Genomic DNA, 13,255 nt, shown 5'->3' with positions numbered 1-13,255 from the left:
GCATGACATCGACTGAACATGACCGTCTATCCACCGCGACGCTCCATCGTCTGGCAAAGAGCGTGGATCAACCGAAATATGATCGCGGCCGGGTCCGGCTCGGCATTGTACATCTGGGTATTGGCGCGTTCCATCGCGCGCATCAGGCGGTTTATACGGACAGCGTCCTCGCCAGCGGTGATAATCGCTGGGGCATTCTTGGTGTTTCGCTGCGCAGCAGCGACACGCGCGACGCACTGGAGCCACAGGACGGGCTCTATACGGTTGCCACACGCGATGGCAGCGGCGACAGCTTCCGCGTGATCGGCAGCATCGGAAAGGTGCTTGTCGCACCTGAAAATCCCGAAACCGTGCTTGCTGCGATGATTGATCCCGAGGTCAGGATTGTCTCTCTGACCGTGACGGAGAAGGGTTATTGCTACTCCCCCGCTTCGGCGTCGCTGGACGAAAACCACGTGGACATTGTCCATGACCTTGCCAACCCCGCTACGCCGCGCTCGGCTATAGGCTTCATCGTCGAGGCACTGGCCCGTCGCCATGCCAATGGTACGGAGCCCTTCACGTTGCTGTCCTGTGATAATCTTCCGGCCAATGGCGAAACCCTGAAGAGGGTCGTCACCCGCTTCGCCGAGCTGCGGGATGCCGGATTGGGGCAATTTATTCGCGCCACGGTCGCCTTCCCTTCAACCATGGTCGACCGGATCGTCCCGGCCACAACCGACGCAGATCGTACTGCAGTGGCCGATGCGACGGGACTGGCGGATGCATGGCCGATCATGACCGAGCCCTTTACGCAATGGGTGGTGGAGGACCATTTCCCTTCCGGCCGGCCGGAGTGGGAGAAGTTTGGGGTTACGTTCGTCGAAAATGTCGATGCCTTCGAGCTGATGAAGCTGCGGCTGCTCAACGGCAGTCACTCGACACTGGCCTATCTTGGCTACCTTGCCGGCCATGAGACCGTTTCCGATGTGATGAAAGCCGAGGGCTTCAATGCGCTTATCGAAGCGATGATGGACGAGGAGATATCGCCGACACTTCCGCCGCTGCCGGGCTTCGATCTCGATGCATACAAGGCCCAACTGCGCGAACGCTTCCGCAATCCGGCACTGCGCCATCGCACCTGGCAGATCGCCATGGATGGCTCACAAAAACTGCCGCAGCGCCTGTTGAACACGATCCGCAAGCGGCTGGAGCAGAAACAACCTTTCGACCGTCTTGCTCTCGGCGTGGCCGGCTGGATGCGGTACGCAACCGCCCTGGATGAGAACGGCAAGCCCATCGATGTGCGCGATCCGCTCGCCAATGAATTCAAACAGCGCACCGAAGGAAAGACATCTGCCGGCGAGCTGCTCGATGCCTATCTTGGCCTCGGGCAAATATTCGGCCAGGACCTACCCGGAAATATCGAATTCCGCCGGACTGTCGGCGATGCCCTGGAGAGGCTTCTAAAGGAAGGGGCGGCGCGAACCGTTGCCGGGACAAAGCTGTAGGGTGAAAGACCTTGCTATCTCGATCTGATAGATTAATATATTAAATCTCAATAGCGATCGGATATGGGAACCCGGTCATGCCTGAAAACAGGATATTGAGAATCAACAGGGAGGAAATCATGATCCGCATTACACGCAGACAAGCCATTGGCGGTCTGGCAGCTGTCGCCACGCTGCCGGCAACGCGTCTTTTTGCTCAATCCAGGCTGGCACTGCCGACGTCGCCTGTGGCGTTGAACGTGGCCGACGTGGCCGGCAATCTCGCCCTGACGCAGATGGCTATCGAAAACTACGCCAAGGCTAAGCCAGAACTCGTGTCGAAGATCACTTTCACCAAGGCGCCGGCGCCGGAACTTCCAGGCAAGTTGAAAGCCCAGCAGGCTGCGAACAGGCTTGATATCGACCTTGTTCTCACCGGCACCGACGCATTGTCCGCCGGCCTCGAGCAGGACCTTTGGGTCAAGCTGCTCCCCGACCACTCAGCTTCCCTGCCGGATCTTGCTGCAATCTATCAGGAGCCCGCGCATCGCATGCTGGCGCTTGGCAAGGACCATGGTGTCATCGTCACCTATTACCCGTCCGGTCCGCTCCTCGAGTACATGCCGGATCGCGTGAAAAAGGTTCCGACCACGGCAGAAGAGCTTCTTGCCTGGGCCAAGGAAAATCCGAACAAGTTCCTTTATGCACGTCCAGCCAACTCCGGCCCCGGACGTACCTTCCTGATGGGCCTGCCCTACCTTCTCGGCGACAGCGATCCGCATGATCCGGTGAAGGGCTGGGACAAGACCTGGGCCTACCTCAAGGAATTGCACAAATATATCGAGTACTATCCGACCGGTACCGGCGCGCTGATGAAGGAGCTCGGCGAAGGGACGCGCGACATGACGGTCTCGACGACTGGATGGGACATTAATCCGCGTGTGCTGGGCGTGGTTCCGAAGGAAGCAGCGGTAGCGACGCTCAAGGGTTTCCATTGGGTGGCCGACGCCCATTACATGTGTGTGCCGAAAGGCATCGCCGACGAAAAGCTTGCGGTTCTTCTCGACCTGATGAGCTTCCTGCTGACACCGGAACAGCAGGCCTTTACCTACGACAAGGGCTATTTCTATCCGGGTCCTGCCGTAAAGGATGTACCTCTCTCCATGGCACCGCAGGAAAGCCAGGATGCAATCGCCGAGTTCGGCCGCAAGGAATATGCGGACTGGATCGCCAACAACCCGGTGGAAATTCCGCTCGAGCCGTCTTCGATGGTCGTCGCGTTCCGCCGTTGGGATGAAGAAGTCGCGGGCAAGAAGTCCTGATTGGTGCTTGATATAACGCTATCCGGGATTGCCCCGGATGCGCTCAGCTATGAGGTTGCCAGATGCTGCTTGCGTCATCGCCATTCCATGAAATCCGCCTTGATCATATGAGTCGCGCCTTCGGCTCACATAATGCATTGAAGGATGTCTCGCTAAATATCCGCAAGGGCGAGTTCATCGCTCTGCTCGGACCATCCGGCTGCGGCAAGTCTACCGCGCTCAACTGCATTGCCGGACTGCTCTCGACGACGGGCGGCGGTATTTTCATCGACGACAAGCGTATCGACACGTTGAAGCCGGAGGATCGCGGCTTTGGCATGGTCTTTCAGAATTATGCGCTGTTCCCGCATATGACCGTGCGCCAGAACATCGGCTTTGGCCTGAAAATGCGCAAAGTGGCGAAGGCGGAGATCGACAGGCGCGTTGAAGAAGCATTGAGCCTTGTGCGTCTCCAGGGACAGGGTCACAAGCTGCCAGGTCAACTATCCGGCGGCCAACAGCAACGCGTGGCCATCGCCCGTGCCATCGTCATCGAGCCGCCGCTGGTGCTCATGGATGAGCCGCTGTCGAACCTCGACGCAAAGCTGCGTCTGGAAATGCGTGCCGAAATTCGCCGCATCCACAATCAGCTCGGCGCCACCACTGTCTACGTCACCCATGATCAGGACGAAGCCCTGTCTCTGGCCGATCGTGTCGTGGTGCTGCGGGACGGTGAAATCCGCCAGGTGGGCAAGCCCAGCGATCTCTACGAGCGTCCCGATCATTTGGACGTGGCCGAATTCATGGGGTATCGCAATCGTCTCACAGGCAAGGTCATTGCCAAGGAGGGCGACCGAACCACCGTTGCCGTCGGCAATGCCACATTGACGGGAACCGCCCGTGCCTCGCTGAAAGTCGGGGACACGGCCGTTATTGCTGCTCGCGCCGACGATGTCGTTGCTGGCACGCGCTCCGACCAGGCGGTGGAAGCTGTCGTCGAAACGATCGAGTATCGCGGCCGCGAATTTGTTGGAACCGCGCGTACGGCGGAAGGTCTCGAACTCGTGTTTCATGCCCCGCAAACCGCTGAGCTCGGCAGTGCCATCTGGCTGTCTGTCGACCCTGCGCGTGCGCTAGCCTTTGCAGCGTGATGGACATGGCAAACGTTACCTCAACCTCGTACGATTACGGCATATCGCTGCGTCAGCGTCTGGCGCTGCGCGGCATTGACGGTGTCACGCTTCTGGTGCTGCCAGCGGTGCTTTTCCTGCTGGCAGTGTTCATCTATCCTTTCATCTATGGCTTGATCCTGTCCTTTACGCCCAAGGAGGGCGGAACCTTAGCCAACTATCAGAAGTTCTTCTCCGACCCGTTTTTGTACGACACGATACTGACAACGCTCTGGCTGGCCGTGCCCGTGACGATCATCAGCATCGCCATAGCGCTGCCGGTTGCTTTCCGGGTGCGACTGATGACGCATCAGAGACTGCTGACGACGATCCTTGTCCTGCCCGTAACGCTGGGGACCGTGCTGGTTGCAGAAGGCCTGTTGAACTATCTCGGGCCGCAAGGCTGGTTCAGCCGAACCCTGATGCTGATCGGAATGATCGACCGGCCAGTCAAGCTGACCAATAATTACTGGGGCGTTTTTTCATCGCTGATCATTACAGGCTTCCCGTTCACCTTCCTGCTGATCCTGTCTTACGTGTCAGGGGTAGACCCCGCGCTTGAGCAGGCTGCCGCGACCCATGGCGCTGGAAGCTGGCAGCGCTTCCGCCATGTCATGCTGCCTCTGTTGGTTCCAGGCCTTGCCATCGCCTTTTGCCTGTCCTTCGTCCAGGCCTTTGCCGTGTTCCCCTCAGCGGTTCTGCTCGGCGCACCCGCGGGACCAACGCGTGTCATCTCGATTGCTGCCTATCAGGCGGCGTTCGAGCAGTATGATTATTCGATGGCGTCGGCGATTGCGATGATCATGGCGGTTGTTCAGCTGCTCATCGTCGTAGCGGTCCTTGGCATACGCAACATGTTCTATCGCGGCTCGACCGCTGGCGGGAAGGGCTGACAATGATCCGCGATACAACCATTGGCGCAAAGCTCTGGATCACTGCAGTCTGGGTCGTCGTTGCCTTCTTCGTCATCAATCTCCTGGCAATGATCGCGACCGTGATCATCTCCTCCGTTGCGACGCGCTGGCTTGGCACATGGCTGCCGGCGGGCTGGACAACAAACTGGTATTTCACCGCTTGGTCGGAATTCCAGCTCAGTGATGTTCTCATCGTCACCTTCCAGATAGCGTTCACCGTGGTTGCGCTTTCTGGGCTTCTGGGCGTGACCGCAGCCTACGCCCTGGCGCGACGTGACTTTCCCGGCAAGAAGCTGGTCATGCTGCTTTTCCTGCTGCCGCTGCTGGTGCCGCCGATCACCTTCGGTATTCCGCTAGCGACAGTGCTGTATCAGGCGGGTGTCGGGGGTACATTCTGGGGCGTCGTTCTCGCCAATCTGGTGCCGACGGTTCCCTTCGTGATCCTCGTCATGATTCCCTTCATCGAACAGATCGACCCGAAGGTCGAGGCGGCGGCAAGGGTGTTCGGTGCGGGCACGTTCCAGCTGTTCGTGCATGTGCTGCTGCCCATGCTGCTGCCGGGCATCCTCGCGGCTTTACTGCTTGTTCTGGTACGTACTATTGCGATGTTCGAGCTGACCTTTCTGACCGCCGGTCCAACCAGCCAGACACTTGTCGTCGCGCTGTATTATTCGGTGTTTGCCTCTGGCGTCCGCGCCGTGCAATCGATCGATGCCATGGCGGTGGTCTATATGGTAACAACGCTCATATGGCTGCTGATTGCTCTGCGCTTCGTCAACCCGACGCAGATCGTTGCCCGTGCTAAGCAGCAGACCACTGCTTGAGGCACAACAAAAGCAAACGGGAGCCGTGGGCTCCCGTTTTTATGTAGCGGCTGACCTGGCCTACATCGTCGCGCCGATCTGCCAGGGCACGAATTCTGCGTCGCCATAGCCGAGCTCTTCCGACTTGCTGCGCTCGCCCGATGCGACCTTCAGGATGCGCTCGAAGATCTCGCGGCCCTTGTCTTCGATCGACACGCCATCGAGAACGTCGCCGCAATTGATGTCCATGTCTTCGATCATCTGGTTGTACATCGGCGTGTTGGTGGCGAGCTTGATCGATGGAGTCGGCTTGCAGCCATAGGCCGAGCCGCGCCCTGTGGTGAAGGCGAGAACATTGGCACCGCCTGCGACCTGGCCCGTCGCCGAAACGGGATCATAGCCCGGCGTGTCCATGAAGACGAGGCCGTGGGCGGTCACCGGTTCGGCATAGCCATAGACCGCTTCGAGCGGCGTTGTACCGGATTTGGCGACAGCGCCCAGTGATTTTTCGAGGATGGTGGTCAAGCCGCCGGCCTTGTTGCCTGGCGAAGGATTGTTGTTCATCTCCATCTTGTTGCGGGCGGTATAATCCTCCCACCAGGCGATAACGGCCTGCAGCCGTTGCACCGCTTCGGGATTGGACGCCCGTTCGATGAGAAGGTGCTCCGCGCCGTAGATTTCCGGGGTTTCGGAGAGAATGGCCGTGCCACCTTGCTGCACCAGCAGATCGACGGCAGCGCCCAGCGCCGGGTTTGCCGTAATGCCGGAGTAACCATCGGATCCGCCGCATTGCAACGCAAGCATCAACTCGGATGCGGGAATGGTCTCGCGCTTCACATTGGCAGCCACCGGCAGCATGTCCCGCACGGCAGCGACGCCTGCTTCCATCGTCTTGCGTGTACCGCCCACCTCCTGGATTGTCAGGCTGCGGAATGTGTCGCTCTCGACAATGTTGTAGGCTTCTTTCCAGCGGCCGATCTGGAAGCCTTCGCAACCGAGACCGACCATCAGCACAGCGGCGATGTTCGGATTGGTTGCATAGCCCCACTGGGTCCGCTTCAGGACTTCGTAGCCCTCGCCCTTTACATCGAGCGCGCAGCCGCCGCCATGGACGAGGGGAATGATGCCATCGACCATCGGATAGTCATCGAGCAGCCCCGATTTCTGCACGGCTTCGGCGATGAAGCGGGCAACGGAAGCGGAACAATTCACCGAAGTCAGAACGCCGATATAGTTGCGTGTCCCAGCGCGGCCATTGGCACGGCGGAACCCTTCGAAGGTCGCACGCTCATGGGCCGGCAGAATGCCGTTGGCATAGATCGCATGGGCCGCATCCGGCTCGCGCACAAAATCACTATAGTTGAGATTGTGCTCATGTACCCACTCGCCCGGCTCGATCCGCTTCGAAGCAGAGCCGATGATCTGGCCAAACTTGCGGACGGGCTCGCCTGCGGCAATCAATCGGGATGCGAGTTTGTGCCCGCGCGGTACGCGATCCGTGACGGCCACCCCTTCAATGCTCTGGCCAATTTGAAATGTATCAACTGCCACAACGACATTGTCGCTGGCGTGAAGGCGCAGGTGCCTGGGTGGGTTAAGGGTGTCCATGGTGTCTCCAATTCGAATTAATATATTAGTTGACCGGAGCCAGGGTTGCAACGACGAACATGAACTCGATTTGTGGCAGCCTGGAACTCACTGGGGCTCCGGCGCAAAACTACCCGATCAACCGGCCCTCGGCAGGAAGCGCACATTCCTGTATGCAATCATAGATTGTATAACTTACGAATAATGCTAAGAGTTATACAACTAAAGTTGCGGATTGACTACAACTCTTGGGTTAATGTATTCAAATTGACAGCATAAGTTGCATATGTGTCAGTGATTCGTGTTCGTTTCTCTTTTTAATCGCGTCGTATTTCTGAAATAACTACCTGAAGTTGCATTTTTCGAATTTCGATTATGAATTTTCAGACTGGGTATTTTCAAAATGAAGACTTATTGCGCACGACCTGAAAGCACAGGCATATCCCGTTTCCAGAACATCCTTGCGCTCTTCCTTTTGCTGCTTCTGTCAGTCCTGGACGTTGCGCCGGCAGCGGCTGGCAAACTTGTTCTGGTAAATTTGCCTGATATCGTAGAAACGACAACCGTCGGCACTGGACAGGGCAAGCGAGCGATCTTCAAGAACGCCGGCTCTGTCGATGGGGCTGGCATCGATCTCGTCGCCAAACTCGTCATCGCAAACCTAGATCATACGTTTGGAGTCTCAGCTGGGAAGCCCAGCGAGTTCTCGGCCGGTCCCGACACGGCCTGGGTCGATTGGTATATCTACAAGGCGGGTACCTATAACCTCACCACCGATTCGGGCGGCGTCGCAGTTGGCATGCGTTTTGGCGAGGTGCGGCAACGACTGGATGAGGATCGCGGGGCCTTTTCCGACTGGGAAACCTCCACGGCCCACCTCGGAATCATCCGGGCGGATGTCAGTTTCATCAAGAGCTGGGATGCGCTGGTCGAAGGCCGGGTCCTCGCCATGCCGGAGGCCAAGACGACCGACTACGGCGCGCTCGTCGCGCTCTACCGCAATGTCGGCGATAACTTCAAGATCGGCGTTGGCTATAATTTCGGCTGCTTCTCCGACGACCTCAGAGACCTCACCCTTAACGACGAAGGGGTCTTCCTCAACGTCGTTGGCAAGTTCTGACGAAAAGCCGAAAATTCAACCGCCTGCATCAAAATTTCGCGCACAGGTTGATAAACTCGTCCCATTTTCGCAGTTTTTAGTATGAGAATCGGCAGAATTTCTGAAAAATTGACCATTCGTGTTTGAAGTCGTCCAAGAACCGGCATGCCCGTGTCGGATTTTCCCGCGAGGGCAGCCGCAATTGCCCTTGCAGCCATCGGTCCCGACAGCGAGACGATTGCACCGTACCATGCGGTACGGTAGGCCGCCGCACTTTGGCTTGCAGGAATGCCCCAAGCCCATTTTTGGCCCTCCGCCACGTCTGGTGGGAATTCGCTTCCATTGAAAAGTAACAATAATTTCAAGAAGAAAATAATTCAAATTTTGAAGTACATTGGCATTACATTTAAAGAATACTACGTAATCAAAATTTCATTTGGCTTGATGATTGTTTTGTAGTTCATTGCCGAACTATAGACAAATAAACAGTCCCGAATCTGTCCGAAATGGAGGCCTAAAATGGCGCTGACCGAAACCCTGCTTGAGCTCGTCGATATTCATCCAGGCAATGGCGTCGACCAGGTAATTATCGCCAGCGACGATGACGACCGGATCTTTGGCAGCAGCGCCAATGACTACATCGAGGGCAAGGGCGGTTCCGATCTGCTGTTCGGCGGCGATGGTGTCGACACGCTGGGTTACGAGAGTTCGCCCGAGGCGGTGTTCGTTCATCTTGGCGGTCTCAACGGGCTGGGTGTTCTCGGTACCTGGGGCGGCGACGCGGAAGGCGACCGGCTTGCCACCGGCTTCGAGAATCTCGTGGGTTCGGCCTTCGGCGACAGGCTGTCGGGCGACAGCGGCGACAATGTACTGGTGGGTCTTGCCGGCGATGACGGCCTGGCGGGAGGCGATGGCAACGACACATTGTCAGGCGGCGCTGGCACCGATTGGCTCGATGGCGGCGCGGGTGATGACACGCTCCTCGGTGGCGAGGGCGAGGACTGGCTCCATGGCGGCGACGGCAACGATACGCTTGACGGCGGTGCGGGCGAGGATCGGCTGAGCGGCGACGAGGGAGACGACAAGCTCCTTGGCGGCGCGGGCACGGATTGGCTGGATGGCGGAGCAGGCGCCGACTATCTCAATGGTGGTGCAGGCGATGATTGGCTGCGTGGCGGCGAGGGCAATGACACGCTCATCGGCGGTGAAGGCGAGGACCGGCTGAACGGCGGCGAAGGTGACGACCGGTTGAACGGCGGCGCGGGTGCTGACTATGTCGCCGGTGGTGCCGGCAGCGACTGGATGGATGGCGGCGACGGCGATGACCGTCTGGAAGGCGGAGATGGTGAAGACTGGCTCTACGGTGGCAACGGCAATGACACGGTTATCGGCGATGACGGTGACGACCGCTTGAACGGCGGTGCCGGCAACGATTCGCTCATTGGCGGCACGGGCACCGACTGGCTCGACGGCGGCGCAGGCGCGGATCAGCTGCTTGGCGACGACGGCGATGACTGGCTGCGCGGTGGCGATGGCAACGACACGCTCTGGGGCGGCAGAGGCGACGACAGGTTGAACGGCGGCACCGGCGATGACCATCTCCTTGGTGGTGATGGCAACGACTGGCTGGCTGGCGGTGCAGACGGCAATGGCGCTGACACTCTCGAAGGCGGCGCGGGCGATGACCACCTCGATGGCGGAGCCGGCGACGACATTCTCCTCGGTGGCGACGGCAATGATACGCTGTTGGGCGGTGCCGGGGATGACGTTCTGGCCGGTGGCAACGGCGATGACCTTCTGGTCGGTGGTGACGGTGCCGATATCATCGTTGGTGGTGCAGGTACCGACACGGTCGATTACACAACATTCGCAAGCGGGCTCACCATCGATCTTTCCACGGGCGAGAATTCGACTGGCGATACACTGGTCGAAGTCGAGAATCTGACCGGCAGTCAGTATGCCGACTTCCTTACCGGCAATGCGGGCAACAATGTCCTCGCTGGCGGATTCGGCTTCGATGTGCTGGCGGGCGGCGCTGGCTCCGACATCTTCCGCTTCGATCATGCCGAGCGGGGTGACCAGCAACACGATGGCCAGGCCTATGCCGATAGTATCGTCGATTTCAGCTCGGACGAAGGAGACAAGATCGATCTGAGCAGGATCGATGCCGATACCAGCGCGGCGGGCAATCAGGACTTTCACTTCATCGGCGGTGGCGACTTCACCGGTGCGGCCGGTGAATTGCGAGTCGTTGTTCCGGACAATGCCTCGCCCCAGGATTATGTGCACATCGAGGCCGACATCAATGGTGACGGCACGGCCGACCTTGTCATCCAGGTCAGCGGCGATTTCGATCATGATTGGTCGGCTAACGACTTTATGATGTGAGGAGAAAGCCCAGGAGGAGGAGATGGTTGATCAGGCTCGTTTCGAGCAGGACGACAGGCATTGGCATTTTGCCATGACCAGCAATGATACGCTCGCGGTTCCCGGAGACAATATTGCCGGCACCTCCGGCGACGATACGCTCCTGGGCGGTCCCGGTGACGACTGGATTTCCGGCTATGCCGGCAATGACATACTTGATGGCGCTGCCGGTATCGACCGCATGAACGGTGGCGACGGTGACGACCAGCTGCATGGCGGTGCCGATGGGGACTATATCATTGGTGCCGCGGGAAGTGACTGGATCGACGGCGGTCTTGGCGACGACCATCTCGATGGCGGTAACGGCGCCGAAGTCGGCGACAAGGGTGACTGGATCTATGGCGGCGATGGCAATGATGCGATTGCTGGAGGGGAAGGCGAGAACCGCCTGAGCGGCGGTGAGGGCAACGACACTATCACCGGCGGTTCGGGCGGGCGTCTGACAAATTGGATTAATGCGGGCGCGGGTTCCGATAACGTCTTTACCGGCGACGGCGATGATTGGGTACATGGCGGCGAAGGCCATGACTTCCTGCGCAGCGGTGCTGGCGTCGACCGTATGAGCGGCGGTGCGGGTAACGACAGAGTCAGCGGTGGTGCCGGCAATGACTGGCTATCCGGCGGTGATGGCAATGATACGATTACCGGGGGCGCCGGCAGTGACGTCATGGATGGGGGCAGCGGTATCAATACGCTATCCTATGCCGATGCCAGAGCCGGGGTGAGCGTCAATCTCGCCACTGGCGAAAATTCAGATGGGGACACCCTGTCAAACTTTCAGAATCTGTCCGGCGGCATTTACAACGACGTCCTTACCGGTGATGCTGGCAACAACGTCCTCGATGGCTATTTAGGCTATGATATGCTGACGGGTGGAGCCGGGGCCGACACGTTCCGTTTTAGCAATGCCGTGCAAGGCATTCAGGGAGGTCGGGAACCGCCTGCCGACACGATCACTGATTTCAATTTCGCCGAGGGCGACAAGTTCGATCTGAGGCCCATCGACGCCGACACATCCGTGAATGGCGATCAGGCGTTCCACTTTATCGGCAGCGGTGATTTCACCGGTGCCGCCGGAGAATTGCGGGTTGTCGTGCCGGATAACGCTCCCTCCCAGGACTATGTGCATATCGAAGGCGATGTCGATGGTGATGGCAAGGCTGATCTGGTGATCCAGGTCCATGGCGACTTCGATCACGACTGGAACGTGAATGATTTCATGATGTGAGGGTGATATGCCGAGAATAGCTGATCGGATCTATTCAGGACTCCTGCTGCCGCTTGACAGCGGGGACCTGCTGGATGGCGAACGGCTGAAAGGCGGACCGGGTGCCGATCATCTCGTCGGTGCCGCGGGCACCGACTGGATAGATGGTGCTGCCGGTGACGATCACATCTATGGTCAGGATGGCGATGACTGGCTCTATGGCGGCGATGGCAGCGATACGCTTGACGGCGGCACCGGCGATGACCGGTTGAATGGTGGCGCTGGGGCCGACACTCTGATTGGCGGCCTTGGCAATGACTGGCTCGATGGTGGTATCGGCCCCGATCACCTTCTCGGCGGCGACGGGGACGACTGGCTGCGTGGCGGCGACAACAACGATACCCTCGACGGCGGCACCGGCATCGACCGGCTGAGCGGCGGTGCTGGCGATGACCATCTTCTCGGCGGGGCGGGGAATGACTGGATCGATGGCGGCGACGGCCGGGACATCATCGACGGCGGTGAAGGCGACGATACGCTGCATGGCGCAGGCGGTTACGACCGGTTCATCGGTGTTCCGGGCCGCGATATTATCGACGGCGGCGACGGTATCGATTCTGTGGACTATTCGGCCAGTGCAGAGTCAGTCAATGCCAGCATCGACCGGATAAACCTTGCCGGCGACACACTGATATCCGTCGAGAGCATTTTCGGGAGCGCCTTTGCCGACATCTTCGACGGCAGCGCCAGCCTGACGCGGGTTTCCATCAACGGCGGCGACGGCTATGACACGATAAAAGGCGGTGACGCGGATGACACGCTGAACGGCGGTGACGGCCGGGACTGGCTGGAGGGCGGCGACGGCAACGACACGCTCATTGGTGGTCTGGACGTCGATTTTCTGCTCGGAGGCGCGGGAGATGATACATTCATTGCCAGCAGGGATGACTATTTTTGGGGCGGGGGTGGCAGGGACACTTTTGTCTATAACTCCGCGGCTGAGATCGGCACCACCATCGATGGTGTTGGCGCTGATGACATTATTGACCTCAGTACCATAGACGCGAATTCCGCTATCAATGGCGATCAGGCATTCCACTATGTCGGAGAGGCGCCGTTTTCAGGTGTTGCCGGTGAACTGCGGTTTGAATATTTCCTCGATCAATATTACGGATTTGTCGAAGGCGATCTGGACGGCGATGGCTGGACGGACTTTTCCATCCAGGTGTTGAATGTCATAGGCGCTGACTTGCCATCCGAATTTATTTTGTAAACCCGC

At 58.8% G+C, this 13,255-nt stretch carries 10 protein-coding genes; 9 read left to right on the top strand and 1 reads right to left on the bottom strand.

Annotated elements, in window-relative coordinates; translation table 11 throughout:
- Positions 1-2 precede the first annotated feature (2 nt).
- The 5 genes from BLM14_RS18780 to BLM14_RS18760 all read left to right on the top strand — a co-directional run bounded on the left by BLM14_RS18780 (position 3) and on the right by BLM14_RS18760 (position 5,677).
- The gene (locus tag BLM14_RS18780; RefSeq protein WP_100000771.1) at positions 3-1,490 is read left to right on the top strand and encodes a mannitol dehydrogenase family protein; all 1,488 of its coding nucleotides are present in this window, start codon (positions 3-5) and stop codon (positions 1,488-1,490) included.
- A 122-nt stretch (positions 1,491-1,612) separates the two neighbouring features.
- A complete protein-coding gene (locus BLM14_RS18775) occupies positions 1,613-2,791 on the top strand; it encodes an ABC transporter substrate-binding protein (protein WP_100001508.1) in 1,179 nt (392 codons plus the stop codon).
- Positions 2,792-2,853: 62 nt separating this feature from the next.
- Positions 2,854-3,921 carry an ABC transporter ATP-binding protein gene (locus BLM14_RS18770; RefSeq protein ID WP_100000770.1) on the top strand — a complete coding sequence of 356 codons (1,068 nt, stop codon included), beginning with the start codon at positions 2,854-2,856 and terminating at the stop codon, positions 3,919-3,921.
- Between the two features lie 5 nt (positions 3,922-3,926).
- Entirely contained in the window at positions 3,927-4,832 is a 906-nt protein-coding gene (locus BLM14_RS18765; protein WP_100001506.1) for an ABC transporter permease, read from the top strand.
- A gap of 2 nt (positions 4,833-4,834) precedes the next feature.
- The gene (locus BLM14_RS18760) at positions 4,835-5,677 is read left to right on the top strand and encodes an ABC transporter permease (protein WP_100000769.1); all 843 of its coding nucleotides are present in this window, start codon (positions 4,835-4,837) and stop codon (positions 5,675-5,677) included.
- A 60-nt stretch (positions 5,678-5,737) separates the two neighbouring features.
- Here the strand turns inward: BLM14_RS18760 and BLM14_RS18755 are convergent, their stop codons facing one another.
- A complete protein-coding gene (locus BLM14_RS18755) occupies positions 5,738-7,264 on the bottom strand; it encodes a UxaA family hydrolase (protein WP_100000768.1) in 1,527 nt (508 codons plus the stop codon).
- Between the two features lie 382 nt (positions 7,265-7,646).
- Between BLM14_RS18755 and BLM14_RS32540 the strand changes: the two genes are divergently transcribed.
- From BLM14_RS32540 to BLM14_RS18735, 4 genes are all read left to right on the top strand, one after another.
- Positions 7,647-8,363, top strand: coding sequence for a hypothetical protein (locus tag BLM14_RS32540; RefSeq protein WP_335672070.1), 717 nt, complete (start codon positions 7,647-7,649; stop codon positions 8,361-8,363).
- Between the two features lie 498 nt (positions 8,364-8,861).
- Positions 8,862-10,730 (top strand): calcium-binding protein, encoded by a 1,869-nt coding sequence (locus BLM14_RS18745; protein WP_100000767.1) that lies wholly within the window; start codon positions 8,862-8,864, stop codon positions 10,728-10,730.
- 22 nt (positions 10,731-10,752) lie between these two features.
- Complete coding sequence (locus BLM14_RS18740) at positions 10,753-11,997, top strand: calcium-binding protein (RefSeq protein WP_100000766.1); 1,245 nt, start codon at positions 10,753-10,755, stop codon at positions 11,995-11,997.
- 7 nt (positions 11,998-12,004) lie between these two features.
- Positions 12,005-13,249, top strand: a complete 1,245-nt coding sequence (locus tag BLM14_RS18735) for a calcium-binding protein (protein WP_100000765.1) — start codon at positions 12,005-12,007, stop codon at positions 13,247-13,249.
- Positions 13,250-13,255: the final 6 nt, after the last annotated feature.

Source organism: Phyllobacterium zundukense, assembly GCF_002764115.1.
GTDB lineage: Bacteria > Pseudomonadota > Alphaproteobacteria > Rhizobiales > Rhizobiaceae > Phyllobacterium > Phyllobacterium zundukense.
The sequence above is the reverse complement of the archived record's forward strand: the minus strand, read 5'-3'. Positions and strand labels throughout refer to the sequence as shown.

Bases quoted from the DNA above. Each gene is read 5' to 3' on its own strand.
- BLM14_RS18780 (WP_100000771.1), top strand. From the start codon at position 3: ATGACATCGACTGAACATGACCGTCTATCCACCGCGACGCTCCATCGT.
- BLM14_RS18770 (WP_100000770.1), top strand. From the start codon at position 2,854: ATGCTGCTTGCGTCATCGCCATTCCATGAAATCCGCCTTGATCATATG.
- BLM14_RS18765 (WP_100001506.1), top strand. From the start codon at position 3,927: ATGGCAAACGTTACCTCAACCTCGTACGATTACGGCATATCGCTGCGT.
- BLM14_RS18760 (WP_100000769.1), top strand. From the start codon at position 4,835: ATGATCCGCGATACAACCATTGGCGCAAAGCTCTGGATCACTGCAGTC.
- BLM14_RS18755 (WP_100000768.1), bottom strand. From the start codon at position 7,264: ATGGACACCCTTAACCCACCCAGGCACCTGCGCCTTCACGCCAGCGAC.
- BLM14_RS32540 (WP_335672070.1), top strand. From the start codon at position 7,647: ATGAAGACTTATTGCGCACGACCTGAAAGCACAGGCATATCCCGTTTC.
- BLM14_RS18745 (WP_100000767.1), top strand. From the start codon at position 8,862: ATGGCGCTGACCGAAACCCTGCTTGAGCTCGTCGATATTCATCCAGGC.
- BLM14_RS18740 (WP_100000766.1), top strand. From the start codon at position 10,753: ATGGTTGATCAGGCTCGTTTCGAGCAGGACGACAGGCATTGGCATTTT.
- BLM14_RS18735 (WP_100000765.1), top strand. From the start codon at position 12,005: ATGCCGAGAATAGCTGATCGGATCTATTCAGGACTCCTGCTGCCGCTT.